Raw genomic sequence first — 23,922 nt, forward strand, 5'->3', positions numbered from 1 at the left:
GGCATGACCAACACCACTTCGACGCCCGCGACCTCCTTGACGCTGGGCCTGCTTCAGATGACGTCCAGCATCCACCCCGAGGAGAACCTGGCGGCGCTGGAGGCCGGCGTGCGCGACTTGGCGGCGCGCGGCGCGCGGTTCGTGCTGACGCCGGAGATGACGGGCATCCTCGACGGCAACAGCGCGCGGCTGCGCGGCAATGCCCGGCCCGAGCATGCGGACGAGACGCTGGCGTTGGCCCGCAGGCTGGCGGCGGAGCTGGGGGTGTGGCTGCTGCTCGGCTCGCAGGCGGTGGTGACGGACGACGAAGACGCCGACGGCCGCCTCGCCAACCGCGCGTTCCTGATCGACGCCGCCGGGCAGGTGACGGCGCGCTACGACAAGATCCACCTGTTCGACGTGGATCTGCCCTCGGGCGAGCGCTACCGCGAATCCGCCAGCTATCGGCCGGGCCGCAACGCGGTGGTGGCGGCGACGCCGTGGGGGCGTCTGGGCCTTGCCATCTGTTACGACGTGCGCTTCCCCCATCTGTTCCGAACGCTGGCCAAGGCCGGGGCGCAGATGATTGCGGTGCCGGCGGCCTTCACCCGCACCACGGGCGAGGCCCACTGGCACACCCTGCTGCGCGCCCGCGCCATCGAGACCGGATGCTTCATTCTGGCCCCGGCCCAGACCGGCCTGCACAAGGACGGCCGCACCACCTTCGGCCATTCGCTGGTGGTGGCGCCGTGGGGTGAAATTCTGGCGGACGGCGGCGAGGAGGCCGGCGGCATCCTTGCCGAGATCGATCTGGCGCACGTGGAGGCGGCGCGGTCGCGCATTCCGGCTTTGGAGCACGATCGCGCGTTTGATTTGGTCGAGGTGGGCAACACATGATCGTCTACGATCTCAAGTGCGGCAACGGCCACGTGTTCGAGGCGTGGTTCGGTTCATCGTCGGACTTTGATCAGCAGAAGAAACGGGGCCTGCTGGAGTGCCCCCTGTGCGGCGACGGTTCCATCGAGAAGGCGGTCATGGCGCCGGCCGTGGCGACCAGGTCCAACCAGAAGCCGGAGGCGTCCGGCAGCCGTCCGGCGGGCGCGCCCGGCGCCCACTCCCCGGCGGAGGTCAAGGAAATGCTCGCCCGCCTGGCCGAGATGCAGCGCAAGATCGAGGACACCTTCGATTACGTGGGCGATGTGTTCGCCGAGGAGGCTCGGCGGATCCATTTTGGCGAAACCGAGGAACGGCCGATCTACGGAGAAGTTAATCTCGCGGAGGCCAAGGAACTGAAGGACGAGGGCATCGACATCATGCCCTTGCCGTTCCCGAGCAGGCGCCGACGCCTGAACACCTGAGGGATCGTCCTTCCGCCGGCCTTGTCGTGGGCGTTCAGTCCCAATGCGCTGCCGGGCGATCCCGAGGGATGCCCGGCCCTGATCACAGAGCGCTGATCACAGAGCGCGGATCACAGAGCCGGGAGCGTGAAGATGACGGACGACCTGACGGAGTTCTCGCGTCGCAAGTTCCTCGGAGCGACGGCCGCGGCGGGAGCGGTCGGCCTGATGCCGGCCTGGGTTCTGGCCCAGGCGGCGGCCCCGGACATCGTCGTGACCCTGAGGACCGAGGCGGGCCAGACCCTGACCGCCCGCGCCGCCGAGGGCAAGCCCTGGCCCGCGCCGTTCAACGGCCAGACCCGCTGGGAGCTGACCCGGCCGATTGGGCCGGAGAAGATCTGGATCAGCTTCGGGCGCGATGCGGACGGCCGGGTGGACGTGTGGTTCTATCTGGCGTTCAGCACCCAGAGCAACAGCGTGGTCGTGCCCCTGGCCACCACCATCGCGGTGGACGGCAAGCCGGTGAACCTGTGGGGGCAGGGGCCGAACGTGACGGTGCGCGCGGTGCGCTCCACCCTGTGGCGCTGGCAGTCCCGGCCGCGCAAGTGGCAGTTCGAGCGGATTCCCGATCTCGTCAACCGCAACGTCCTCCTGCGCCATTCCTCCAGCGGCCTGTCCCAGGCCCGCAACCAGACCCAGGCCTATCTGGCGGCCCTCGGCCCCGGCGTGCCCTTCACCTCCGTCACCGGGCAGGTGGGCGGCACCATGGTCGGCGACTTCATGCGCGGCGCCTCCTCCGGCGGCGAGCGGGAGACCATCGGGCTCATCCACGAGAAGCACGCCCGCGTGATCGAGGAAGTGCTGGCGGGGAACATGGCCTATGCCCAGCGCAGCGAGGCGTCCCTCCAGCTGATTCAGGAGCTGATCGGCCAGTACCCCGGCTATTTCTTCTTCCATGTGGACTCGGGCAAGGTGCTCGACCCCAGCGATTCGGGGCAGATGGGCAAGGTCTGCTGGCACCGCAACGCCCAGGCGGCCGTGCCTGCCCGCTACATTCCCCAGGCGGGAACGAACAACTACAAGTACGGTGAGGGCACGGCCTCGTGGGACATCGCCCACCCGCACAATCACCATTTCCTGCCCTATCTGCTGACCGATGATCCCTACTACCTGCTGATGGCGCAGATGAACGCGACGGCCGCCATCGGCTACGGCACGGCGCGGTTCCGCATGCCGGGCTATCAGGGCGTGGTGATCGAGGAGGAGCGCGGCCTGTGGTGGGGCCTGCGCCAGCTGTTCTGGGCGGAGGTGCTGACGCCCGCCAGCGGCGTGCCCCAGCCGTTCCTGCCGCGGTCCTACTTCACCAAGGCCATCGACCAGACCTTCACCTATGTGCAGTCCAGCTACGACAGCAACTCCTACCAGGACCTGATCCAGCGCTTCTGGGGCAACGCCCAGGTGGTCTCCACCGAGACCAAATACTGGGGCTACTCGCCGTTCATGAACGACTACGGCCACGAGGTGCTGTTGTGGATGTATCTGGCGGGGCGCCCCATCCCGCAGGCGCTGATGCTGTGGAAGTTCCAGAACCTGTTCAACCGCATCCTGCTGTGGGGGGACTACGTCACCTCCTATATCGGCATCGTGCCGGGCATCAACGCGATCGTCGCGCCCAAGACCGGAACGGCGCTGCCCTACAACAGCCTGGACACCTACCACCAGTGGGTGACGGCGCAGCGCAAGGCCGCCGGGCTGTCGGAGCTGAGCCGCACCAACCCCAGGATCAACTTCAGCGGCTCGCTGCACCGGGACTGGCACATCGTCCATGGCCTCCTCAACCTGCTGAAGCCCGCGCGCGCCAAGGGTCTGCCCGTGCGCTTCGACCCCGCCGAGCGGCTGGCCGCGCTGATGGCCACCACCATCGACACCCGCACCGGCAAGCCGGTGGTCTTTCCGGTGGGCGCGACCTTCTTCGCCAAGCAGGGGTTCCGCTACTGACAGGGAAAGGCGCGCGGGGCGACCGGGCGGGCGCGCCATGCTCCCAGCGCGCCAAGCTCCCTGCGCGCCATGCTCCTTTCGCGCCATCCTCCTTGCGCATGGTGCCATTTCGTGCAAAATCCCCGGCCACTGCAAAGGCATTGCCGCATGGCCCCGTAGCTCAGCCGGATAGAGCGACGGTTTCCTAAACCGCAGGTCGCAGGTTCGAGTCCTGCCGGGGTCACCACTGCCGCCACAGGCACGACAGCTTTCCGCCTTCCCCCCTTGCCATCCTTTGTCCCAGGTCCAGCATGTCTCCCGAAGGCCGTATGGGGACAGGACAAGAGGAGGATGCATGCCCAGGAACCCGGATCACCGCCAGGCGGCATTCCTTCTGTTTCTGGCGCTGGCCGTCGTGTCGGCGGGCAACAACGCGCTTGCCTCCGTGCTGCCGGCAATCGGGCGGGAGATCGGCATCGGCGACGTGCTCATCGCCATGGTCTTCTCGCTGTCCGCCGTGCTGTGGTCCGTCTCCTCGCCGTTCTGGGCGCGCCAGTCGGACCGCTACGGCCGCAAGAACCTGGTGCTGCTCGGGATGCTCGGGTTCATGGTGTCGGGAACGGCCTTCGGGCTCGTGGTGCTGGCGGGCCTCCAGAGCTGGCTGACGCCGCTGGCCACCATCATCGGCTTCGTCCTCACCCGGGGGTTGTTCGGCCTCATGGGCTCGGCCTCGACGCCGGCCGCGCAGGCCTACATCGCCGCCAACACCTCGCGGGAGGAGCGCACCGGCGCGCTGGCGACGCTCAGCTCCGCCTTCGGCCTTGGCACCATCATCGGCCCGGCGGCGGCGCCGTTCTTCATCCTGCCGTTCGTGGGGCTGGCGGGCCCGATCTTCGTCTTCGTGGCGGCGGCGGGCGTGACCCTGGTCATCGTCCATCGCCTGCTGCCGGCGGACCCGCCGCTGGAGCCGGCGCGGCCGGCCGAGGCGGCCCTGCCCCGGCCGCGCAGCGCCATTCTCGACGCCCGGGTGCGGCCCTACATGATCTACGGGTTTGTCACCGGCAGCGTGCAGGCGGCGGTGGCCCAGTCCCTCGGCTTTTTCGTCATCGACCTGTCCGGCCAGCCTCCGGCGGAGGCGCAGCAGTACATCGGCGTTGCCATGATGGCGGGCGCGGCGGCCATGCTGCTGGCCCAGTGGGGGCTGATCCGCATGTTGCGGATGCGCCCGCCCGCGCTGATGCGCCGGGGCGCGGCGCTGGCGACCGCCGGATGCCTGATCCTCGCCGCCTCGAACAGCTTCGCGACGCTGGTGACGGGATTTGCGCTCGCCTGCCTCGGGTTCGGCTTCACCCGGCCCGGCTTCACCGCCGCCGCGTCGCTGGCCGTGCCGCTGGAGGAGCAGGGGCGCATCGCCGGGGCCGTCGCGGCGATCAACGGTGCCTGTTTCATTTTCGGCCCGGCCATTGGCGTCAGCCTCTACCAGCTGGGGCAGCCGGTGCCCTACCTGCTGGGCGCGCTGCTGATGGCCCTGATGGGCGCCTATGCCCTGTCGCGGCGGATGCGCGGCGCCACCTTCGATATCCTCCCGCCGAAACCGGACGCCGGGGACAGCCCGCGCCCCTGAACGCGGCTCACTCGCGCATGATGAGCGTGTCCTGCGGCACCCGGGCGGCAAGGGTGAGGGCGGTGCTGCCGATCGCGGCCTGAAGAATCCCGCCGGACCCGTCCGTCGTCAGCACCAGCAGGTCCGCGGCGGTTTCGGCAAGCGTCTTGCTCACCACCTGCGCCACCTCGCCATAGTCCAGCACGCTCCGGATCCGCTGGCGGATGTCGTCGGTCAGGTCGGGGTGGGCGAGCATCGCCTCCAGCCGCAGCACGGCCTGCTCGCACACCTGCCCCCGGGCGTCCTCGGTGTCGAGCCACGGGCCGTAGGGCACCTGATAGGCATGGACCAGCTGGATGGCCGCTTCCGGGAACATCCGGGCGGCGCGGACCAGCGCCGTGCGGGAGGCCTCGGAGAGGTCCGTCGCGAACAGCAGGTTGCGATAGACGCCGCGCGGGCGCTGCTTGACCACCAGCACCGGCACATGCGCGTGGCGGACGATGTGATCCACCGCCGTGCCCAGCACGAAATCGCCCAGTGCGTTGAAGCGGGCAACGCCGGTGACGATGAGCCCGCTGCCGCTCACCTGGGCGGTGGCGGCGATGGTGGCGGGAACCGGGCCGGTCGGGAGCAGGATCTCCGCATCCATCAGCGGATCGGCGAGGGTCTCCCGCACTTCCGAGGCGTCGGGCTGACGCGCAGCGTTCCGGGCCGACTTCTCGTCGAGCACATGGATGATTCGCAGCGGCGCGCCCCAGTGGGCGGCGAGCTGGGCGGCCCGGTCCACCGCGCGGTCGCAGCGGGGACTGAGGTCGGTGGCGACCAGGACCGAAAAACTTTCAGAGGGCATGACGGCGAGGGCCTCCTTCGTAACGGGCGCAGAACGAGCGGCAGAATAAGAGGCGCTGCCGCAGGGTTCAACGGATCGCCCCTGCGGCAGATTCGCCGCCGTCTCCTGCCTGACATGGTGGCATGAGACGCATAAGACAACGCCCGGGTCAGGAGGCCCGGGCGCGTCACCATGTGCAAATCTGCCGGAAGCCGTCAGAACGGCAGCTTCATGCCCGGCGGCAGGGGCAGGCCCTGGGTCAGCTTGCTCATTTCCTCCTGCGCCCGGGCGTCGGCCTTGGCGCGCGAATCGTTGATGGCGGCGGCCACCAGATCCTCCAGCACCTCGCGCTCGGCCGGGTCGATCAGCGACGGGTCGATGGAGACGCGCACGATCTTGCCCTTGGCGGTGGAGACCACCTTCACCAGACCCGCGCCCGACTGGCCCTCCACCTCGATGGTGTCGAGCCGGGCCTGCGCTTCGGCCATCTTGGCCTGCATGTTCTGCGCGGCCTTCATGATCTCCTGGATGTTCATCGCTGAGCACTCCTCAAACTGTTGGGCGCGGCGGGGTCGAGACCCGCGCCGGGGTCGGCCGTGTCGGCCTCCAGAATGTTGATCAGTTCCGCGCCGGGGAAAGTCTCCATCGCGGCGCGCACCAGCGGATCCGCCAGCACCTCGGCGCGAATGGCCTCGGCGCGGGCCACTTCCTGCTCGCGCAGGGTCATCTCGCCGGGCGCCTGGCTCAGGCTCACCAGCCAGCGGGTGCCGGTCCAGGCCTCCAGGCACTGCATCATGCGTTGCAGCAGGTCGCGCGGGGCGCGATCGGTCAGCCGCAGCTCCACCTTGCCGGGAGCGTAGGAGACCAGATGCACGTCATCCCGCAGCGCCTTGCCCAGAAGCAGCTCGCGGCGCGATTCGAACAGGCGCACCAGCCCCTCGAAGTCCGCCGGGGCGGCCTCATGGGGCGGCGGCGCGATCTTGGCGGCCGGGTGGTGCAGCACGTCTGCGCTCGGTGGCGCACTCGGTGGCGCACTCGGCGGCGCGCTCGCAGGCGCGCTGGCGGCGCAGGATTCGGGCGCCGCCTCCAGCCGGGCGGCCGGCGCCGATGCCCCGGCGGCCGGCGCGCGCGCGCCGCTGCCCACCGCGATCGATTCGCCGTTCTCCAGCTTTTTCAGAAGGTCGAGCGGGTCCGGCATACCGGCGGCGTGGATGACGCGCAGCACGGCCATTTCCGCCGCCTGAATGGGCGAGGGCGCGTTCTGCACTTCCTGCAGGCCCTTGAGCAGCAACTGCCACAGCCGGTGCAGCGCGCCGAAGCCGAGCGTCTCCACCCAGCCCAGCGCCCGCTGGCGCTCCGCCTCGGCCAGCCCGTCGGTGTGCTCCTCCGGCGCCAGCTTCAGGCGGGTGAGCGCGTGGACCATCTCCAGCAGGTCCTGCACGATCGTCGCCGGGTCCGCTCCCGCCTCGTACTGGCGGCGCAGGTTGGCGAGGGCCGGCTTGGGCTGGCCCTCCAGAATGTGCTGCATCAGGTCGGCAATGAGGGCGCGGTCGGCAAGGCCGATCATGTCCCGCACCGCCGCCGTCGTCACCGTGCCGCCGCCGTGGGCGATGGCCTGGTCGAGAATGGAAAGACCGTCGCGCACCGAGCCCTCGGCAGCGCGGGCGATGATGGTCAGCGCCTCCGGCTCGGCCGTCGCGCCCTCCTTCTCCACGATGGACTGGAAGTGGGCGGCAAGCACATCGGTCGGGATGCGCTTGAGGTCGAAGCGCTGGCAGCGCGACAGCACCGTGACCGGGACCTTGCGAATCTCGGTGGTGGCGAAGATGAACTTCACATGCGCCGGCGGCTCTTCCAGCGTCTTGAGCAGCGCGTTGAACGCTGCCTTCGACAGCATGTGAACTTCGTCGATGATGTAGACCTTGTAGCGCGCCGAGACGGCGGCGTAGCGCACCGCGTCGATGATCTCGCGCACGTCGTCGATGCCGGTGCGGGAAGCCGCGTCCATCTCCACCACGTCGATGTGGCGGGATTCGCTGATCGCGCGGCAGGGCTCGCATTGGCCGCAGGGCGAAATGGTGGGGCCGCCGGTGCCGTCCGGCCCGACGCAGTTCAGCGCCTTGGCGATGAGGCGGGCGGTCGAGGTCTTGCCGACGCCGCGCACGCCGGTGAGCAGGAAGGCATGGGCAAGACGGCCGGTCTCGATGGCATTGGCCAGCGTCCGCACCATGGCATCCTGGCCGATGAGAGCCTCGAATGTGGAGGGGCGGTATTTCCGCGCGAGAACGCGGTATGCCTCGGGCGCGGTGGTGTCAGTCATTCCCTGGCCAGTCTGGTTTTGGGTGGGAGCCGGGAACGACCCAGACCGGAATCGTTACGGCTGCTTCCTTCCGGACCTGACCGGGTTGGCGAGCGGCCTGCCCGCCCCGACTCCCAGACCCCGTTATCCACGAATTTCCGTCGAGCGCAACAGGCGCTTGCACAAATCTCGCCGGAAGGGGCACTGTGCAGGCCGAAACCAGAGGTTTTCCAAGCATGAGTGCCGACCCGTTCCTCGCCCCCATCCCCGCGTCCAGCCTTGGCTTTACCGGAAGCAGCTTCGACCGCACCGACGAATTGCGCCGCGACCCCGCCTGGGTGGAGGCCATGCGGCGGCGGCCGGATGCGGCGTGGCTCCTGTTCGAGGACCTGAAGCCCTTCCTCACGGTGGCCGACGGCACGCCGGACCTGCTGTGGCTGCCGGGCAGCGCGGTCGAGCCGCTGCTCGCCCCCGGGGGCGACTGGGCCTTCCTGGGGCTGGACGAGAACGGCGCACCCCGCTTCGCCGCCAACCTTGGCTCAGGCGCCGCCGCGCCCGGCGCCGCCGCCGAGCCGTGGGAGCTGCGCCCCGCCGCCATCGCCATGGGCGGCGACGCCCGCACCGCCGTGCTCGGCCAGGCGCGCTCGCTGCTGGCCTGGCACGGGCGGCACCGCTTCTGCGCCAACTGCGGCAGCCCGACCGCCATCGCCAAGGCCGGCTACGGCCGCCTGTGCGAGAACGCCGCCTGCGCCGCCGAACACTTCCCCCGCGTCGACCCGGTGGTCATCATGCTGGTGGTGGCGGGCGAGAACTGCCTCGTCGGCCGCCAGCCGCACTTCGCCCCGGGCATGTACTCCGCCCTCGCCGGATTCGTGGAACCGGGGGAAAGCCTCGAGGAAGCCGTGCGCCGCGAGGTGTGGGAAGAAGCAGGCCTGCGCGTCGGGCGCGTGCGCTACGTCGCCAGCCAGCCCTGGCCCTTCCCCTCCAGCCTCATGGTCGGCTGCTTCGCCGAAGCACTGGGGCGCGACATCCGAATCGACGAAACCGAACTGGAAGACGCCCGCTGGTTCACCCGCGCCGACGTGCGCGCCGCCCTCCGGGACGAAGGGCCCTTCAACTGCCCGCCACCCATCGCCATCGCCCGCCACCTGCTGGAAACCTGGGCGGCACTGGGGGGATGAGGGCTATTACGGGATTGAATTTTTTTTGTTTGCAGAGGGTCGCGGACCCTCTGCACTCCCTTTCGTTTTGCGGCCGTGTTTCAGGCACGCACTGGAGATTGGGGGCGGGGCAAAAGTTGAGATGGGAAAGGGGCGCGCCCGTGTCTCGCGTTTCTGCGCACCTCCCGGCCGTACCAGAACACGCCTCGCCAGTTGCCAGACGCGGCCCGATCAATCCCCCTTTTTCAGAGGACTCCTCCGGTCCTGCCGGACACGGCCCGAAAAACGAATGGGAGGTTGCAGGAGGGGTAAGCCCCTCCTGCAAATCAAGACACTGAAATTTCAAGAAAAAATCAGCGACAGCTTAATCGCCTGAGGGCGTGTCCAGCGCGTCCGGGTGCTGGCGGGTGAGGGCCTGCGGGTAGGTTCCGAAGATGCGCAGGCGTTTGGAGTGGAACTCCAGTTCCTCGAGGGCGCGTTGCACGGCCGGGTCGTCGGGCGAGCCTTCGAAGTCGGCGAAGAATTCGCTGGCGGTGAAGGTGCCCTGCTGCTGGTAGCTTTCCAGCTTGGTGATGTTGATGCCGTTGGTGGCGAAGCCGCCCAGCGCCTTGTAGAGCGCGGCCGGGATGTTGCGGACTTCGAAGAAGATGGTGGTCATCACCGCGCCGTTGGCGGGATTCGGCTTCAGCGGTTCGCGGGCCAGCACCACGAAGCGGGTGGTGTTGTGGGCCACGTCCTCGATGCCCTCGACCAGGGTGTCGAGGTCATAGATCTGCGCGGCGAAGCTGGAGGCGATGGCGGCCATGTCCGGCTCGCGCCGTTCGGCGACGAGGGCGGCTGCGCCTGCGGTATCGGCGAAGGGCACCTGGCTGATGCTGCGCGCCGCGCACCATTTGCGGGTCTGGCTCAGCGCCTGGGTGTGGCTGTAGGCGCGGCGGATATCTTCCAGCTTTGCGCCTTTGACCGCGAGCAGGCTGTGGCGCACCCGCAGGAAGTGTTCGCCCACGATGTGCAGGTTGGAGGCGGGCAGCAGGAAGTGAATCTCGGCAACCCGGCCCGCGTAGCTGTTCTCGATGGGAATGACCGCGTGGTTTGCCTTGCCGGACTCCACCGCCTCGAACGCCTCGTCGAAGGTGAAGCAGGGCAGGGCCAGCCCCTCGGGGAACACCTGCTTTGTGGCGAGGTGGGAATAGGCGCCCGGCGCGCCCTGAAAGGCGACGGCCTGCGCGGGCCGTTCGGCGGCCGCGGCGGTCATGCGCGAGACCATCTCGCGCGCGGGTTCGGGGTAGATCTGCATAGACCGTGGGTTATGTAGGCCGCGCAAACCACCGTCAAGGGCGGGTTTGCCATGCTTTTTCAAGCTTCAAGCGGGACAGGGAGGGTTGCGACGGATTGCGCCTTGCTTCGGATAAAAGGCGCAACTATGGTGCGCCCCGAAATTTGGGGGTCCGCTGGAGGACAAGCGTGGACGGTTTTGAGTGGAATAAGTATGCAGCTGGGGGCTTGCTGGCTGCCATCAGCATCCTGGTTGTGATCATCGTAACCGGTGAGGTTTACAAGCCGCATGTGCCCGAGGAGCGGGCCTACGCGATTCAGGGCGTCGAGGCTGCATCCGCCGAGGGCGGGGCCGCCGCCGAGCAGGGTCCGTCGATTGCCGAGCTGCTTCAGACCGCATCGGCCGAGAAGGGCGCGACTGTCTTCAAGAAGTGCGCCACCTGCCATACCATCGAGCCGGGCGGCCCGAACAAGACCGGCCCGAATCTCTACGGCATTCTGGGTTCGTCCCATGCGCACGCGGCCGGCTTCGGCTACTCCGATGCGCTGGCGGCGAAGAAGGGCGAGCCCTGGACCTGGGAAGCCATGGATGCCTGGCTGAGCAACCCGCGTGCCGCCATTCCGGGGAACAAGATGTCGTTCGCCGGTCTGGGCAAGGCCGAGGAGCGCGCCAACCTGCTGGCCTTCCTCAACCAGAACAGCGCCAAGCCGCTGCCGCTTCCCGAACCGCCGGCGAAGCAGGAAACCGCCGAGGCTCCGGCCGAAGGCGCGGCTGCGGACGCCGCGGGCGAGAACGCCGAGGACGGCGCTGCTGCTGCCGCTCCGAACGGCGACTCCAGCGGCCAGTAAGCCAGGAGTCTCCGCGCGGCGCACGCCGGGCAGACAGAGACAGGAAAGGGGCGGCCCGGGTGTCCGGGTCGCCCTTTTCCTTTTTTGGTGTCCGGAAAGTCCGTGGCTGGCCCTCAATCTTGCGGCGAATCAGCCGCGCGCCGATTTCCTGAAACACGAAATCGACGATACGGGGGTTTAAACGACCTCTGAGAGGTTTTTACCTGTCTTGGCTAGTCAGGTAGCAGCCGTCCCCGGAATCGCGCTGTAGGGGGCTTCTACGGGCGATTACGGGCCATGCCGGGGGTTGGCCGCGTCCTGTCCGGGGCCGGTCGCGACATCAGCCGAGCCGGCGCACGCACAGAATCGGCGTGTCCGTTGTCGGCTTGAGGCGGGCGACCACATCCGCCAGCGGCTCGATCACCGTCGCCATCCAGTAGGCGTTGGCGTGGATGAGGCGGGTCTCGTCCGCCATCAGGCCCACATGGCCGGGGAAGAACACGATGTCGCCGCGCCGCAGCGCGCCCCACGCGCTCTCCGGCACCGGCTCGCCCAGCGCCTGCTGCTGGTCGCTGTCGCGCGGGCAGTCGTGGCCGCAGGCCATCAGCGCGATCTGCACCAGCCCCGAGCAGTCGATGCCCGCCCGGGTGCGCCCGCCCCACAGGTAGGGCGTGCCGACCAGGCTTTCGGCCACCTGTGCCGGGTCCGCCGCCCAGTCGCCCAGCGGCCGCACGTGGCGGCGGTGGATGAAGCCGCTGCCGTCCGCAAGGGCGAGGAAGGTGTCGTCGTGGTCCGCAAGGCTGAGCCGCGCGCCCAGGGGCGCGGTCAGGTGCAGCGCGGTCTTGATGCTGGGGCCGGAGAACACCAGCCCCTGCGGCGCGCTGACCCAGTGGGTAGGCGCGTCCCGCGCGGGGTGGGTGGGCGCGTCCCGCGCGGGGGTGCCGGCAAGGCTGTCGGTCTCGATGTAGCCGACGTAGCGGTCGTGCCCGCAGTAGCCCCAGGCCCAGACTTCCCCGATCTCCAGCACGTGGAACGTCTCGCCCAGCAGCAACTGGGACACTTGCTCCGCCTGCCGGTCGGGCGCGCGGCGCACCGCCGCCGCCGGCACACAGCACCGGGCCGGTGTGGGCTCCACGTAGCTGTGCGCCGCCATCCGGCCGTAGAGCCGGATGTCCGCCAGATCGGGCCGCCAGGCCTCGACCCGGGGGTCGAAGGCGTCGGTGGGGCGATCGAGGTGCGCCTGCCTATTCGAGAGAGGGTCGCAGGCCTTGTCCGGCCTGGGTCTCTCGCGGCTGGTTGGCATGGGCGCGCGAGGCTGTGATCCGTTCCGCATATTCGCGAAGGAATGCATGACCCGCCTCGGTTCTTTCAACAAATATATTGCGCAGGTCGGATTCATCCTTCTGGCGGCGGACATAGCCGATCGCCCCAAGGGTGTTGAGCGCGCGGGTGACAACGGGCTTGGAAACCTTGAGTCGGGCTGCAAGGCCCCGAACCGTGTGCGGACCGTCCATCAGGTAGACGATCAGCAGAATGGCCATCTGCCGGTTGGTCAGATCGGGCTGGTCGGACTGCACGAAACTGATCAAGGTATGCATCCATTCCCGAAGCGGCGCCATCATTGCGTCGTCGCTTTCAAAGCCAGGGGCCATGAGCATCTCCCTTCAAGCTGCCCACGGGGGTGGGGCAGGCATTCCGTTAAAGTCCCTCAACAAAACGCTGGCGGCATTAATCGGCTCCCTGCATCGAAGAAAAAATCCGCAGAAAACCTCGAAAAAACGACACAGGCCGTAAAACGTCAGGCGTATCGTGACGCTAACAACGCCCAGACGGCCCGGAGGATCATTGCTTCGCCGCCTTTTGGCCGCCCCGGCCGGTTGGAGCCGGTCCAGGCGTAAAGGTCGAAGTGCGCCCAGGAGGTTTGAGAGGGAACAAAACGCTGGAGAAACAGGGCGGCCGTGATGGCCCCCGCAAAGCCGCCTTCGCCCGCGTTGTTGATGTCGGCAACGGGCGAGGCGATCATCTCGCGGTAGGGCTCCCACAGCGGGAGACGCCACAGCGGGTCCGAGACCTGCGCGGCGCAGCGGGCCAGGTCCGCCGCCAGCGCGTCATCGGGCGTGAACAGGGCGGGCAGCTCGGGGCCCAGCGCCACGCGCGCCGCGCCGGTGAGCGTGGCGAAGTCCAGCAGCAGGTCGGGCTGGTCCTCCCCGGCGAGCGCCAGCGCGTCGCACAGGATGAGGCGGCCCTCCGCGTCCGTGTTGCCCACCTCGACCGACAGGCCCTTGCGGGTGCGCAGGATGTCGCCGGGGCGGAAGGCGTTGCCGGAGATGGCGTTCTCCACCGTCGGGATGATGAGCCGCAGCCGCACGGGCAGGCCCGCCTCCATCACCAGCCGGGCGAGCGCCAGGGCATGGGCCGCGCCGCCCATGTCCTTCTTCATCAGCAGCATGGCGGAGGAGGGCTTGATGTCGAGCCCGCCGGTGTCGAACGTGACGCCCTTGCCGACGAGGGTGAGCTTCGGGTGCGTCTCGTCCCCCCACGTCACGTCGAGGAGGCGCGGCGGCTGGTTTGAGGCCCGGCCGACCGCATGGACGGCGGGGAAGTTCTCCGCCAGCAGGTCATCGCCCACGATCTCGCGCACGCTGGCCCCGAACGGCTCGACAGCCGTGCGCACCGCCTGCGCCACCGCCGCCGGGCCCATGTCGCTGGCGGGGGTGTTGACCAGATCGCGCACCAGCGCGATGGCCTCGGCCAGACGCAGGCTCTCCGCAACCGGCGCGCCGTCCGGCACCACGAGCACGCGCGGCTCGAAGCCGCTGCGCTCGGACTTGTAGCGGTCGAACCGGTAGTGGGCGAGCATCCAGCCGATGAGGGACTGGCCGAGGGTCTCGACCGGCGCTTCCAGCGCATAGCGCCCGGCGGGCAGGCGGGCCGCGGCGGCCGCGAGGCACCACGGGCCAAGCTGGCCGGCCTGCTTCACCGCCACCACCGCGCCCGCGGGGCTGCCATCACTGCCCGGCAGCAGCAACACCTCGCCCGCCTTGGGCCGGAAGCCGCTGGCCTCGATCCAGCCGCGCGCCGGTGCGTCCAGCCCGTCGCGCCAGGCGGGGAACGTGGCTTCATCCACCACCCGGAGAGGGATCGCTTCCTGTTGGCTGCCGCTGACGACCAAATCCTGAAACATGAGCGAACTCCTCTCGATTGCCGCGAGGACCGGTCCGGGGGGTGATCCGGGGGCGGACCCGTCAGGCGGCTGTTACGGGTACGCCATAGAGATCGTATTCGTCCGCGTCTTCTACAAGGACCTTCAGGACATCGCCCACCTTGTAGCCGTGGGCGTCGCGCAGATGCACCTGACCGTCGATCTCGGGCGCGTCGGCCTTCGAGCGGCCGGAGGCGCCGCCCTCGTCATCCGCCTCGTCGATGATCATCTCGATGGTGGTGCCGATCCTGGCTTCCAGCTTGGCGGAGGAGATCCGCTGCTGGTGCGCCATGAACCGCTCCCAGCGCTCCTGCTTCACCTCCTCGGGGACCGCGCCCGGCAGGTCGTTGGCGGCCGCGCCCGCCACCGCCTCGTACTTGAAGCAGCCGACACGGTCGAGCTGGGCCTCGGAGAGCCAGTCGAGCAGGTAGTCGATGTCGTCCTCCGTCTCGCCGGGGAAGCCGACGATGAAGGTGGAGCGCAGGGTGATGTCCGGGCAGATGTCCCGCCAGCGCTTGATGCGGTCGAGCACCTTGTCGGTGTTGGCCGGGCGGCGCATGGCCTTCAGCACCGAGGGCGAGGCATGCTGGAAGGGAATGTCGAGGTAGGGCAGGATCTTGCCCTCCGCCATCAGCGGGATCACCTCGTCCACGTGCGGGTAGGGGTAGACGTAGTGCAGACGCACCCACGCGCCCAGCTCGCCCAGTTCGCGGGCGAGGTCGGTCATGTGCGCGCGCACCTCCCGGCCCTTCCAGGGGCTGGTCGCGTGGCGCAGGTCAAGGCCGTAGGCGGAGGTGTCCTGGCTGATGACCAGCAGCTCCTTCGAGCCCGCCGCCACCAGCTTCTCCGCCTCGCGCAGCACGGCGTTGACCGGACGCGACACCAGATCGCCGCGAATGGAGGGAATGATGCAGAAGGTGCAGCGGTGGTTGCAGCCTTCGGAAATCTTCAGATAGCTGTAGTGGCGCGGGGTCAGCTTGATGCCCTGCTCGGGCACCAGATCCACATACTTGCCGAGGGAGGGCGAGACCACCTCGTGCACCGCGCTCACCACCTCCTCGTACTGCTGCGGGCCGGTGATGGCGAGCACGTCCGGGAAGCGCTCGCGGATCATCTCCGCCTCCTTGCCGAGGCAGCCGGTGACGATGACCTTGCCGTTCTCGCTGATCGCCTCGCCGATGGCCTCCAACGATTCCGCCTTGGCGCTGTCGAGGAAGCCGCAGGTGTTCACCAGCACCACGTCCGCCCCGTCGTAATCGGGGCTGATCTGGTAGCCGTCGGAGCGCAGCTTGGTCAGGATCCGTTCGGAGTCGACCAGCGCCTTCGGACAGCCTAGAGAGACGAGACCGACCTTCGGCGGCGTCGGCAGGGACTTGGGTGCGGACATGCAAAAAGCCTTAAATCGGGCAGGGCGCGGCACGGCGCGCCGGCAAGGGCAACAATCTGGGCGGTCCTATAGCCGCAACGGCCCCCGCGCGCCAGAGGGTCGCGGCGGGGTGACGCGGGCCGAAGTCGAGCGCTGCGTGCTCCATATCGACGCCCATGTCATCGTGCTGAACAAGCCGGCGGGGCTTGCCGTGCATCGCGGCCCGAAGACGCCCGAGAGCCTGGAGGACTGGCTGCCGCTGCTCACCTTCGGTTTCAAGCGCCTGCCCCAGCCCGCCCACCGGCTGGACCGGGACACCAGCGGCTGCCTGGTGCTCGGCCGCCACCCCAAGGCCATCCGCCAGCTCGGCGGCCTGTTCGCCGACCGGGCGGTGCGGAAAACCTACTGGGCCGTGGTCGAGGGCCATCTGCCGGTGAAGGAAGGGGTGATCGAAGCGCCGCTGCGCAAGATCTCCAGCAAGGCGGCGGGCTGGCGCATGATCGCCGCCGCCGACGGCGACCCCGCCGTCACCCGCTACCGCGTGCTGGGGGAAAGCCAGCGCCGCTCCTGGGTCGAGCTGATCCCCGAGACGGGGCGCACCCACCAGCTGCGCGTGCACTGCGCCACCCTCGGCCACCCCATCGCCGGGGACCGGCAGTATGGCGAGGGCGTCACCACCGGGGCCTCGCTCATGCTCCATGCCCGCGAGATCACGCTGCACCTGGGCGGCTCCGGCCAGCCGATCCGCGTCGCCGCCCCGCCGCCGCCCGGCATGGCCGAGGCGCTGAAGGCGTGCGGGTGGGACGGAGACGACAGCCCCGGGGCATAGGTCTCAAAGCAAAAGGGGCGCCCCGAAGGACGCCCCCTGATCCGTCCGGATCGGTGCGCCGTTACGCGCGGCGGCGGCGCAGGCCCGCACCGGCGGCGGCGAGGCCCAAGCCCAGCAGGGCCAGGGTGCCCGGCTCCGGCACTTCCTCAACCGGCACGCCGATGTACTCGGCGGTCACGTAGATGCGGCTGGTGAGCGTGCTCATCACGTTCTCGGCGGTCCAGATGCTGAGCTTTTCGCCGTTCTCGGTGACGGCCAGCACGTCGGACAGCTGATCGAACGCGATGGTGAAGGTGTACACCCAGTCCTCAATCGTCTCGGTGAACGACAGGGAGCTGAGGTCCAGCGTGAAGCGGTCAGGGCAGGACTGGACGCTGCCGCTCACCGAGCTGCCCCAGCTGCTGTAGCCCTCGCAGTTCGACGTGGCGATATCGACGGTCCGGTTAAAGCCAACGAGGTTCGGAATGATCCAGACCCACTGGTTCGTGGTGTTCGGCGTCTCGCGGAACTCGATGTCGAAGGTGCGGACGACCGGGATGTTGATGCCCGCCGGGTTCACCGAGTCGATGTTGATCGTGGTGGTCAGCTTGGTGCTCGCCAGCGTCCGGCCGGTCACCTCGTAGTTGCCGTGGTAGAAGCTGGCGCCCAGAACGCCGGTGGCGTCATCGGTCATGAGGCCGGTCTGGGTGAAGGTGGCGTCGGCCGCCAGGAAGCTCTGGTTCGAGCCGCCGCCCCAGCGGATCACATTGTAGCTGCCGCCCGCGCCCTGACCGTTGGGCAGCTGGCTCTGGTTGTTCTGGAACTGGGGCGTCGGACCGCCGGTGCCTTCCCACGTGGTGTTGGACGGGCTCCAGGTGTTGGTCACGCTGAACGACCATTCGGTGATCTTGGCGGCATTGGCCATCGGAGCGGCGACCAGGGCAGCGCCGAGAACGGCGGCGGAAACGAAGGATTTCATCTTGAGCATCTGGCTGTCTCTCGGTTTGGTTGGTTGGGCTAACGAAACGCGGTTCGTCGATCGCCGGGAATTAATGCAGCTATCGTGCCAGATGCGGAATGTGCCGGATATCCAACGTTTACGATGGTTAACGGCCGTGGGGCCCGAAAATACGTTGTAAAATATCCCGACAGTAAAAAGGGTTAACCGAAAGGGTTGAGAGGATTGTGTGGATATGGTGAATTTCGCCAGGGCCGGAGCCCGCCTTTCCGACGGGCCCGGCATGGCGCGGAGGGCACGCCAGCGGCCCTAGAGAACCTTGAGGATCTGCTCGAACACCGCCTCGAACATCCCGGCGGTGAGGCGGCCGGTGTTGGTGTTGTACCGGGAGCAGTGGTAGCTGTCGAACAGCAGCACGCCCGAGGGCAGCTTGTGCATGGCGCCGTGGGCGAAGCGGTACTTGGGCAGCTTGCCGCCCGCCGCCTTGATGGCCGACTGGTGGGCGATGGTGCCCAGCGCCAGCATCACCTTCAGGTTGGGCAGCCGCGCGATCTGGTTTTCGAGGAAGGGGCGGCAGGTGTGAATCTCGGCCGGAGTCGGCTTGTTCTCCGGCGGCACGCAGCGCACCGCATTGGCGATGAAGGCGTTGCGCAGGGTCAGGCCATCGTCCGCCCGCTCCAGATATTCGCCCTCGGCCAGGCCGAACTTGAGCAGCGTCGCGTAGAGCAGGTCGCCCGCATAGTCGCCGGTGAAGGGGCGGCCGGTGGTGTTCGCCCCGTGCAGGCCCGGCGCCAGGCCGACAATGAGCAGTTGCGCGTTCGGATCGCCCCAGCCGGGCACGGGCCCGTTGAAGCCGTGGGGAATGCGCTGGCGATTGAGCGCCCGGAACTCTGCCAAACGCGGGCAAAGGGGGCAATCGTGCGACGGTTCGGTGAGGTTGAGCTTGTCGGTCATGGCAGAGTGGAATAGGGGGCGTTGGTCATGGAGACAACCGTTCTCATCGCCATCGGCTCGAACCGCCGCCATCGCCACCTCGGCACGCCCGCCCGGGTGGTGCGCGCGGCCGTCCGTGCCATGGCCGGGGCCGGCATTCGCATCGAAGCCGTCTCCCGCCTGTATCACACCGCGCCGCTCGGCCCGCCCCAACCATCTTATGTGAACGCTGCCGTGCGCGCCCGCACCAGCCTGCCGCCCGAGCAGCTGCTGGCGCAATTGAAGCGGCTGGAGCGCGCCTTCGGCCCCAAGGGCAAGATCCAGTGGGGCCCGCGCGTGCTCGACCTCGACATCATCGGCTACGGCCAGGCCATCGTGCCCGGGCGCCTCGGCTGGCGTCACGGCCACGGCCTTGCGGTGCCGCACCGCTGCGCCCACAAGCGCGCCTTCGTGCTGCGCCCGCTGGCGGACGTCGCGCCCGAGTGGCGGCACCCGGTCTTGAACCTGACCGTGCGCCAGCTCGCCGCGCGGGTGGGCGACGCCCGCTCGATCCGCGCCGTCGAGCCGAGCCGCACGCTGCCCGGCACGCTGACGGTTGACGTGGTGCCGCTCGGGCGCAAGGAAGAACGGCCGCCGGCGCGCAGCCGCCTGGAGACGGGCCGGCCGGCGACGGACCATCAGGCCGGCGGGCCTCCGCGTCCCGCCTGGACGGTGGATCGGGACAAGCAGGCCGCCGCCTGAGCGCGGGCCGGCACCGGCAACAGCGACCGGAGACAGCAGGGGACCGAACACGATGCGCTATGTGGTTGATCTGGGAGAGCGGCCGTCCGCCGCCATTGCGGGAACCGAGGCCCGGTTTCCGGTGCGCCGCATTTTCTGCGTGGCCCGCAACTACGCCGAACACGCCCGCGAGATGGGCTACGACCCGGACCGGGAGCCGCCGTTCTTCTTCACCAAGCCGGCCGACGCGCTGGTGGAGGATGGCTGCGACGTGCCCTATCCGCCGCGCACCCAGAACCTGCACCACGAGGTGGAGCTGGTGGTGGCCATCGGCAAGGGCGGGCGCGACATCCCCGTGGCCGGGGCGGAGGGGCATATCTACGGCTATGCGGTCGGCAACGACCTGACCCGCCGCGACCTCCAGCATCTGGCGAAGAAGGACGGCCGCCCGTGGGACACCGCCAAGGGCTTCGACTTCTCCGCCCCCATGGGGCCGATCCACCGGGTGGACGAGGTGGGCCATCCGCGCGCGGGCCGCATCTGGCTGACGGTCAACGGCGAGACCCGGCAGGACGGCGACCTCGCCGCCATGATCTGGTCGGTGCCGGAGGTGATCGCCGAGCTGTCCACCCTCTACGCGCTGAAGGCGGGCGACCTCATCTTCACCGGCACGCCCGCGGGCGTGGGTGCGGTGGTGCCGGGCGACGAGATCGCATGCGGCATCGACGGACTGGGCACGCTGACCAACCGCATCGCCTGAGCGCCCGGATCCGAGAACCGGGCCCCCTTGAAAGCGACGCCCCGCCGTGCCCGAGGCGGGGTTTCGTTTGTTTCCCGAAAGGGATGCCGGTTTTTACTTTTCTTACGCCGTCGGAATGCTAAGTCTGGCGCCATGCACACAGAATTCGCCCTGACGCTTTCCTGTCCCGACCGGCCCGGCATCGTGGCCGCCGTTGCCACCTTCCTGTTCGAGAACCGCTGCAACATTCTGGACGCGCAGCAGTTCGACGATCTGGAGAGCGGTCGCTTCTTCATGCGGGTGCTGTTCGCCCCGACGGGTGAGGACGCCTCTCTCGACGGCCTGAAGGAAGGCTTCGCAAAGGTGGCCGACTCGTTCGGCATGACCTGGACCCTGCGCGACCGCAGCGAGCGGCGGCGGGTGATGATCCTGGTCTCCAGGTTCGACCACTGCCTTGCGGACCTGCTCTACCGCTGGCGCTCGGGCGAGTTGCAGATGGACATCTCAGCCATCGTCGCCAACCATCCGATCGAGACCTACGCCCACCTCGACTTCCGGGGCATCCCCTTCCACTACCTGCCGGTCACCCGCGAGACGAAGCTGGAGCAGGAGGCGGAGCTGTGGAAGCTGATCCAGTCCACCAAAACCGATCTGGTGGTGCTGGCCCGCTACATGCAGGTGCTCTCCGACGGCCTCGCCGCCAAGCTCACCGGGCGCTGCATCAACATTCACCACTCCTTCCTGCCCAGCTTCAAGGGGGCCAAGCCCTACCATCAGGCGCACATGCGCGGCGTGAAGCTGATCGGCGCGACGGCGCACTACGTGACCTCCGACCTCGACGAGGGGCCGATCATCGAGCAGGACGTGGAGCGCATCACCCACAGCGACGGCGCCGAGGATCTGGTGCGCAAGGGGCGGGACATCGAGCGCCGCGTGCTCGCCCGCGCCGTGCGCTATCACCTGGAAGACCGGGTGATGCTCAACGGCCGCAAGACGGTGGTGTTCTCGGCCTGATCCTCCGCGCGGGGGCGCGGTGCCTGCTCAGGGCGCCAGTTCCGCGAAGCGCGTGGCCAGATCGTCGTCGGGCGCGTGGGTGAGGTCCTTGTCGATCTCGGCGACGATGGTGCTGCGGGCCAGCTCGCTGAGCGCGGCGCGGATGTCGCCCAGCGTCTTGGGCGCGGCAATCAGCACCAGCCGGTTGAAGTGCCTCGCCTGGGCGCTGCGGTTGAGGAAATCGGCCAGCTCCACCGCGAATTCCTGCTTCAGCTGGCGGCGCGGGTCCGGCCCCGGCTGGATGGAATGGAAGGTGGCGCTGTCGGCCGGGGCGCTGCCGCGGCCGAGGCCTTCGTTGTCGATGTCGATGCTGAGCAGCTCGCTGTTGATCCACTGGTAGGGGAACACGTCCTCCACCCGGATGCGCGGCGTTCGCAGCCGCCGCACAATGCGGGCGCGCTGACCGTCGGCGATGACAAACCACGTCTCGGGCTGCTTCATGACCTTCTCCCTTGCTCCGGTGTGTCCCGCAGTGACTGGCGGCGCGCGGCCGGAGAGGGGCGGCGCCGTCAGGGAAGGCAACGATCGACGCCGGTCTTGGTGGCAGGGCGGGCGCGGCGTGCGTCGGACCTGCCGGCGTGCCGGCCGTTCGGTCTACTCGGCCGGGTGGGACCCGAGGGCGAGCGCGGCGGCGGCCGCGCCGGGGCGTGTTGCATCAGCGGGCCGGAGAACTTCATCGAACGCCGCGGAGTCGCCGCCGATGACATCGGCCAGCGTGGTGGCGTCGAGAATGCGGGCGGTTTCGTCGCGCACCACCGCCATGACCCGGTTGATGGCGCAGGCGGTCTCGTCCTTGCAGTCCTCGCAGCGGCGGTAGGCGGTGCGGGAGACACACGGCACCAGCGCCAGCGGGCCGTCGGTGAGGCGGATGACCTCGCCGAAGGTGATGTCCTCGGGCGGGCGGGCGAGGCGGTAGCCGCCGCGCTTGCCGCGCAGGCTCTGCACCAGATTCTGCCGCTTCAGCTCGACAAGGATGATTTCCAGGAACTTGCGGGGAATTTCCTCGGACTCGGCAAGGCTGGCAATCTGCACCGGCTCGCCGTCGGCTGCCCGGGCAAGCCGGACCAGAGCCTTCAGAGCGTAGCGAGAGCGTTGCGATAACACGAGTACAACCTTGGTTTCCGAATGATCCCCGGAGCGACTCGGGAAGATTCCAGTGTGCGCCCGGAGTAGCCGCGCCGGGCGGCCACGTCAATGAAACGCATGTCCCGGCAAACAGCGCATCGCCGGAGGGGGGCTGCCCGGTCCGGCGAATCCCGCACCGGGCAGCCTGTTCGTGCCTCGTGGTCTGCCTGATCCGCCGGATCAGTCGGCGGTCAGATCCACCGGGATGCCCGGCTGGCGCTTGGACGTGCGGATCACAAGCGACGTCTTCACGCTGGCCACATTGGGCGCCGGGGTGAGCTTGGAGGTGAGGAAGCGCTGGAAGGCCTGAAGGTCGGTCGAGACGATCTTCAGCACGAAGTCGATCTCGCCGTTCAGCATGTAGCACTCCCGAATTTCGGGCAGGTCTTCCACATGCTTTTCAAACGCTTGCAGGTCCGCTTCCGCCTGGCTCTTCAGACTGACAAGGGCAAACACGATGATGCTGTAGCCCAGCGCATCCGGGTCCAGATCCGCATGGTACCCCTTGATGACTCCCGAGGTCTCCAGGGTCCGGACACGCCGCAGGCAGGGCGGGGCGGTGATCCCGGCCCGGTTGGCCAACTCGACGTTGGTCATCCGCCCGTCCTCCTGCAGATTGCTCAAGATCCGCCGATCAACAGCATCCAGCTTCACGCGCGCCACAGTTTCGCTCCGGCAATTTCCACTAATACAGAGTGGGTACAGTGCAAGAAAATGTCATGCAAGGGCTATTTAATTACTCCGTTGGGTGGCATGCGCCAAACAGCCGCGCTCAGGCGTTTTCTCCCTGATGGACGCTGCGCAGGGGTGAAGACATGGCACCGCCGGACGCCGCCTTGCGGGAGATTCTCGCCCTCGCCAACTACGCCGCCGGGCCGGTGGCGAACGACGTCTTTCTGCTGGTGGCGGACTATCTGATGGAGGGGCGGGCGCTGCCGGGCGACCCGGATTACCGGGCGGCGCTGGCCCTGCTGCGGCAGTTGCGGCCCGCCGTGAGCGCCGCCGCCAAGGCGCGGCTGGCGACCCGGCTCTATGGCCGGGTGCACGGGCGCATCGATCTGCTGCTGCTTCTGCTGGACGAGCCCGAGCCGCTGTGGGCGCCGCTGCTTGGCGCTCTCCGGCTGGACCCGCCGGACTGGCTGGCACTGGCGGAGCGGGCGCCCCGGCAGGCGCGGGCGCGCCTTGCCGAACGGCTCCGGGCGGCGGCGGGGCGGTCGGCCCCGGATGCGGGCGGGGAGCGCGCGGTGTTCCCGCCGCACCGGCCGGTCGATGCGGTGATCCGGGCGCACGGCGCGCAGGCGGGCAGGCGCGGGGTCGCCCTGAGACGAGAGGTTGCGCCGGGGCTGGCGCCGAGGATTGGCGACGCACGCGGTCTGGAAGCGGCCCTGCTGCGACTCGGCGAGGCGGCGTGCGCGGCGGCGCGGGCGGGGGAGACGCTGCGGCTCGGCGTCCACCCGGCGGGCGGCGGCGGCCTTGCCTACACCCTGACGCGGCCGCCGGGCCTCTCCCCGGGGCGCTCCGGTGGCCTCCGGTCGGCGGAGGGACTGGCGATGCGGGCGGGCGCCGCGCTGGTGGCGACGGCCGGCCGCCTGGTGCTCTACCTGAACCCGCCGCTCGCCCTGCCGCCCCGGCTGGTGGCGGGCACCGCCGCCGGGCGGGGCGGACCCAAACAATAACTTGCACAAGGGCGAGAAGAAGGGGTGTCGTAAAAACCGCCCCGGCTGCTTATAT

At 68.8% G+C, this 23,922-nt stretch carries 23 protein-coding genes, 1 tRNA gene, 1 other RNA gene and 1 pseudogene; 12 read left to right on the forward strand and 14 right to left on the reverse strand.

Annotated elements, in window-relative coordinates; all coding sequences use genetic code 11:
- The first annotated feature begins 3 nt into the window (after positions 1 to 3).
- The 5 genes from ACSJJU_RS12355 to ACSJJU_RS12375 all read left to right on the forward strand — a co-directional run bounded on the left by ACSJJU_RS12355 (position 4) and on the right by ACSJJU_RS12375 (position 4,917).
- A complete protein-coding gene (locus ACSJJU_RS12355) occupies positions 4 to 876 on the forward strand; it encodes a carbon-nitrogen hydrolase family protein (protein ID WP_435915829.1) in 873 nt (290 codons plus the stop codon).
- Positions 873 to 1,337, forward strand: coding sequence for a DUF1178 family protein (locus ACSJJU_RS12360; RefSeq protein ID WP_435915831.1), 465 nt, complete (start codon positions 873 to 875; stop codon positions 1,335 to 1,337). The genes ACSJJU_RS12355 and ACSJJU_RS12360 overlap by 4 nt, the downstream gene beginning before the upstream one ends.
- 132 nt (positions 1,338 to 1,469) lie before the next feature.
- Positions 1,470 to 3,314 (forward strand): twin-arginine translocation signal domain-containing protein, encoded by a 1,845-nt coding sequence (locus ACSJJU_RS12365; protein ID WP_435915833.1) that lies wholly within the window; start codon positions 1,470 to 1,472, stop codon positions 3,312 to 3,314.
- Between the two features lie 149 nt (positions 3,315 to 3,463).
- A tRNA-Arg gene (locus ACSJJU_RS12370) sits at positions 3,464 to 3,540 on the forward strand.
- A gap of 108 nt (positions 3,541 to 3,648) precedes the next feature.
- Positions 3,649 to 4,917, forward strand: a complete 1,269-nt coding sequence (locus ACSJJU_RS12375) for an MFS transporter (RefSeq protein WP_435915835.1) — start codon at positions 3,649 to 3,651, stop codon at positions 4,915 to 4,917.
- Between the two features lie 7 nt (positions 4,918 to 4,924).
- Here ACSJJU_RS12375 and ACSJJU_RS12380 read toward each other — a convergent pair whose 3' ends face one another.
- The 4 genes and pseudogenes from ACSJJU_RS12380 to ffs form a co-directional block, all read right to left on the reverse strand.
- On the reverse strand, positions 4,925 to 5,746 hold the full coding sequence (locus ACSJJU_RS12380) for a universal stress protein (RefSeq protein WP_435915836.1): 822 nt from the start codon (positions 5,744 to 5,746) through the stop codon (positions 4,925 to 4,927).
- 194 nt (positions 5,747 to 5,940) lie between these two features.
- Positions 5,941 to 6,261: a YbaB/EbfC family nucleoid-associated protein gene (locus ACSJJU_RS12385; protein WP_435915837.1), complete on the reverse strand. Its 321-nt coding sequence runs from the start codon at positions 6,259 to 6,261 to the stop codon at positions 5,941 to 5,943.
- Positions 6,258 to 8,054: pseudogene (locus ACSJJU_RS12390) on the reverse strand (DNA polymerase III subunit gamma/tau); the annotation flags it as partial. The pseudogene ACSJJU_RS12390 and the gene ACSJJU_RS12385, both read right to left, overlap by 4 nt.
- Positions 8,055 to 8,065: 11 nt before the next feature.
- Positions 8,066 to 8,161: signal recognition particle sRNA small type (gene ffs, locus ACSJJU_RS12395), an RNA gene on the reverse strand.
- 99 nt (positions 8,162 to 8,260) lie between these two features.
- On the opposite strand from ffs, the gene nudC reads away from it, so the two are divergent.
- Positions 8,261 to 9,205, forward strand: coding sequence for an NAD(+) diphosphatase (gene nudC / locus ACSJJU_RS12400; RefSeq protein WP_435915838.1), 945 nt, complete (start codon positions 8,261 to 8,263; stop codon positions 9,203 to 9,205).
- Between the two features lie 343 nt (positions 9,206 to 9,548).
- Here nudC and ACSJJU_RS12405 read toward each other — a convergent pair whose 3' ends face one another.
- Positions 9,549 to 10,481, reverse strand: coding sequence for a prephenate dehydratase (locus ACSJJU_RS12405; protein ID WP_435915839.1), 933 nt, complete (start codon positions 10,479 to 10,481; stop codon positions 9,549 to 9,551).
- Between the two features lie 233 nt (positions 10,482 to 10,714).
- Between ACSJJU_RS12405 and ACSJJU_RS12410 the strand changes: the two genes are divergently transcribed.
- The gene (locus tag ACSJJU_RS12410; protein ID WP_435915840.1) at positions 10,715 to 11,308 is read left to right on the forward strand and encodes a c-type cytochrome; all 594 of its coding nucleotides are present in this window, start codon (positions 10,715 to 10,717) and stop codon (positions 11,306 to 11,308) included.
- 319 nt (positions 11,309 to 11,627) lie between these two features.
- On the opposite strand, the gene ACSJJU_RS12415 is transcribed toward ACSJJU_RS12410, so the two are convergent.
- From ACSJJU_RS12415 to rimO, 4 genes are all read right to left on the reverse strand, one after another.
- Positions 11,628 to 12,590: an NlpC/P60 family protein gene (locus ACSJJU_RS12415; RefSeq protein WP_435915841.1), complete on the reverse strand. Its 963-nt coding sequence runs from the start codon at positions 12,588 to 12,590 to the stop codon at positions 11,628 to 11,630.
- Positions 12,532 to 12,939: a MarR family winged helix-turn-helix transcriptional regulator gene (locus tag ACSJJU_RS12420; RefSeq protein WP_435915842.1), complete on the reverse strand. Its 408-nt coding sequence runs from the start codon at positions 12,937 to 12,939 to the stop codon at positions 12,532 to 12,534. The genes ACSJJU_RS12415 and ACSJJU_RS12420 overlap by 59 nt, the downstream gene beginning before the upstream one ends.
- Positions 12,940 to 13,085: 146 nt before the next feature.
- On the reverse strand, positions 13,086 to 14,471 hold the full coding sequence (locus tag ACSJJU_RS12425) for a leucyl aminopeptidase family protein (protein ID WP_435915843.1): 1,386 nt from the start codon (positions 14,469 to 14,471) through the stop codon (positions 13,086 to 13,088).
- Positions 14,472 to 14,532: 61 nt separating this feature from the next.
- Positions 14,533 to 15,876, reverse strand: a complete 1,344-nt coding sequence (rimO, locus tag ACSJJU_RS12430) for a 30S ribosomal protein S12 methylthiotransferase RimO (protein WP_435915844.1) — start codon at positions 15,874 to 15,876, stop codon at positions 14,533 to 14,535.
- A gap of 109 nt (positions 15,877 to 15,985) precedes the next feature.
- Between rimO and ACSJJU_RS12435 the strand changes: the two genes are divergently transcribed.
- Entirely contained in the window at positions 15,986 to 16,684 is a 699-nt protein-coding gene (locus tag ACSJJU_RS12435) for an RluA family pseudouridine synthase (RefSeq protein ID WP_435915845.1), read from the forward strand.
- A gap of 61 nt (positions 16,685 to 16,745) precedes the next feature.
- On the opposite strand, the gene ACSJJU_RS12440 is transcribed toward ACSJJU_RS12435, so the two are convergent.
- On the reverse strand, positions 16,746 to 17,642 hold the full coding sequence (locus ACSJJU_RS12440) for a THxN family PEP-CTERM protein (RefSeq protein WP_435915846.1): 897 nt from the start codon (positions 17,640 to 17,642) through the stop codon (positions 16,746 to 16,748).
- A 288-nt stretch (positions 17,643 to 17,930) separates the two neighbouring features.
- Positions 17,931 to 18,575 carry a uracil-DNA glycosylase gene (locus ACSJJU_RS12445; RefSeq protein ID WP_435915848.1) on the reverse strand — a complete coding sequence of 215 codons (645 nt, stop codon included), beginning with the start codon at positions 18,573 to 18,575 and terminating at the stop codon, positions 17,931 to 17,933.
- A 27-nt stretch (positions 18,576 to 18,602) separates the two neighbouring features.
- Here ACSJJU_RS12445 and folK point away from each other — a divergent pair, with 27 nt between their 5' ends.
- The 3 genes from folK (at position 18,603) to purU (ending at position 21,027) form a co-directional block, all read left to right on the forward strand.
- Positions 18,603 to 19,295: a 2-amino-4-hydroxy-6-hydroxymethyldihydropteridine diphosphokinase gene (folK, locus tag ACSJJU_RS12450; RefSeq protein WP_435915849.1), complete on the forward strand. Its 693-nt coding sequence runs from the start codon at positions 18,603 to 18,605 to the stop codon at positions 19,293 to 19,295.
- 52 nt (positions 19,296 to 19,347) lie between these two features.
- Entirely contained in the window at positions 19,348 to 20,034 is a 687-nt protein-coding gene (locus tag ACSJJU_RS12455; protein ID WP_435915850.1) for a fumarylacetoacetate hydrolase family protein, read from the forward strand.
- A gap of 132 nt (positions 20,035 to 20,166) precedes the next feature.
- On the forward strand, positions 20,167 to 21,027 hold the full coding sequence (gene purU, locus ACSJJU_RS12460) for a formyltetrahydrofolate deformylase (RefSeq protein WP_435915851.1): 861 nt from the start codon (positions 20,167 to 20,169) through the stop codon (positions 21,025 to 21,027).
- A gap of 27 nt (positions 21,028 to 21,054) precedes the next feature.
- Here purU and ACSJJU_RS12465 read toward each other — a convergent pair whose 3' ends face one another.
- From ACSJJU_RS12465 to ACSJJU_RS12475, 3 genes are all read right to left on the reverse strand, one after another.
- Positions 21,055 to 21,507 carry a host attachment protein gene (locus tag ACSJJU_RS12465; RefSeq protein ID WP_435915853.1) on the reverse strand — a complete coding sequence of 151 codons (453 nt, stop codon included), beginning with the start codon at positions 21,505 to 21,507 and terminating at the stop codon, positions 21,055 to 21,057.
- A 153-nt stretch (positions 21,508 to 21,660) separates the two neighbouring features.
- A complete protein-coding gene (locus ACSJJU_RS12470; RefSeq protein WP_435915854.1) occupies positions 21,661 to 22,170 on the reverse strand; it encodes an RrF2 family transcriptional regulator in 510 nt (169 codons plus the stop codon).
- Between the two features lie 201 nt (positions 22,171 to 22,371).
- Positions 22,372 to 22,845 (reverse strand): Lrp/AsnC family transcriptional regulator, encoded by a 474-nt coding sequence (locus tag ACSJJU_RS12475; RefSeq protein WP_435915904.1) that lies wholly within the window; start codon positions 22,843 to 22,845, stop codon positions 22,372 to 22,374.
- 161 nt (positions 22,846 to 23,006) lie between these two features.
- Between ACSJJU_RS12475 and ACSJJU_RS12480 the strand changes: the two genes are divergently transcribed.
- A complete protein-coding gene (locus tag ACSJJU_RS12480; RefSeq protein WP_435915855.1) occupies positions 23,007 to 23,867 on the forward strand; it encodes a hypothetical protein in 861 nt (286 codons plus the stop codon).
- Positions 23,868 to 23,922: the final 55 nt, after the last annotated feature.

Source organism: Pedomonas sp. V897 (assembly GCF_051304405.1).
In the GTDB taxonomy this organism is placed as follows: Bacteria; Pseudomonadota; Alphaproteobacteria; order Sphingomonadales; family Sphingomonadaceae; genus Pedomonas.

Excerpts from the sequence above, each read along its gene's own strand:
- ACSJJU_RS12465 (WP_435915853.1), bottom strand. The coding sequence starts at position 21,507 with ATGAAGCAGCCCGAGACGTGGTTTGTCATCGCCGACGGTCAGCGCGCC.
- ACSJJU_RS12360 (WP_435915831.1), top strand. The coding sequence starts at position 873 with ATGATCGTCTACGATCTCAAGTGCGGCAACGGCCACGTGTTCGAGGCG.
- ACSJJU_RS12385 (WP_435915837.1), bottom strand. The coding sequence starts at position 6,261 with ATGAACATCCAGGAGATCATGAAGGCCGCGCAGAACATGCAGGCCAAG.
- nudC (WP_435915838.1), top strand. The coding sequence starts at position 8,261 with ATGAGTGCCGACCCGTTCCTCGCCCCCATCCCCGCGTCCAGCCTTGGC.
- ACSJJU_RS12425 (WP_435915843.1), bottom strand. The coding sequence starts at position 14,471 with ATGTTTCAGGATTTGGTCGTCAGCGGCAGCCAACAGGAAGCGATCCCT.
- ACSJJU_RS12405 (WP_435915839.1), bottom strand. The coding sequence starts at position 10,481 with ATGCAGATCTACCCCGAACCCGCGCGCGAGATGGTCTCGCGCATGACC.
- ACSJJU_RS12355 (WP_435915829.1), top strand. The coding sequence starts at position 4 with ATGACCAACACCACTTCGACGCCCGCGACCTCCTTGACGCTGGGCCTG.
- folK (WP_435915849.1), top strand. The coding sequence starts at position 18,603 with ATGGAGACAACCGTTCTCATCGCCATCGGCTCGAACCGCCGCCATCGC.
- ACSJJU_RS12445 (WP_435915848.1), bottom strand. The coding sequence starts at position 18,575 with ATGACCGACAAGCTCAACCTCACCGAACCGTCGCACGATTGCCCCCTT.
- rimO (WP_435915844.1), bottom strand. The coding sequence starts at position 15,876 with ATGTCCGCACCCAAGTCCCTGCCGACGCCGCCGAAGGTCGGTCTCGTC.
- ACSJJU_RS12380 (WP_435915836.1), bottom strand. The coding sequence starts at position 5,746 with ATGCCCTCTGAAAGTTTTTCGGTCCTGGTCGCCACCGACCTCAGTCCC.
- ACSJJU_RS12365 (WP_435915833.1), top strand. The coding sequence starts at position 1,470 with ATGACGGACGACCTGACGGAGTTCTCGCGTCGCAAGTTCCTCGGAGCG.
- ACSJJU_RS12420 (WP_435915842.1), bottom strand. The coding sequence starts at position 12,939 with ATGGCCCCTGGCTTTGAAAGCGACGACGCAATGATGGCGCCGCTTCGG.
- ACSJJU_RS12480 (WP_435915855.1), top strand. The coding sequence starts at position 23,007 with ATGGCACCGCCGGACGCCGCCTTGCGGGAGATTCTCGCCCTCGCCAAC.
- ACSJJU_RS12375 (WP_435915835.1), top strand. The coding sequence starts at position 3,649 with ATGCCCAGGAACCCGGATCACCGCCAGGCGGCATTCCTTCTGTTTCTG.
- purU (WP_435915851.1), top strand. The coding sequence starts at position 20,167 with ATGCACACAGAATTCGCCCTGACGCTTTCCTGTCCCGACCGGCCCGGC.
- ACSJJU_RS12455 (WP_435915850.1), top strand. The coding sequence starts at position 19,348 with ATGCGCTATGTGGTTGATCTGGGAGAGCGGCCGTCCGCCGCCATTGCG.
- ACSJJU_RS12440 (WP_435915846.1), bottom strand. The coding sequence starts at position 17,642 with ATGAAATCCTTCGTTTCCGCCGCCGTTCTCGGCGCTGCCCTGGTCGCC.
- ACSJJU_RS12415 (WP_435915841.1), bottom strand. The coding sequence starts at position 12,590 with ATGCCAACCAGCCGCGAGAGACCCAGGCCGGACAAGGCCTGCGACCCT.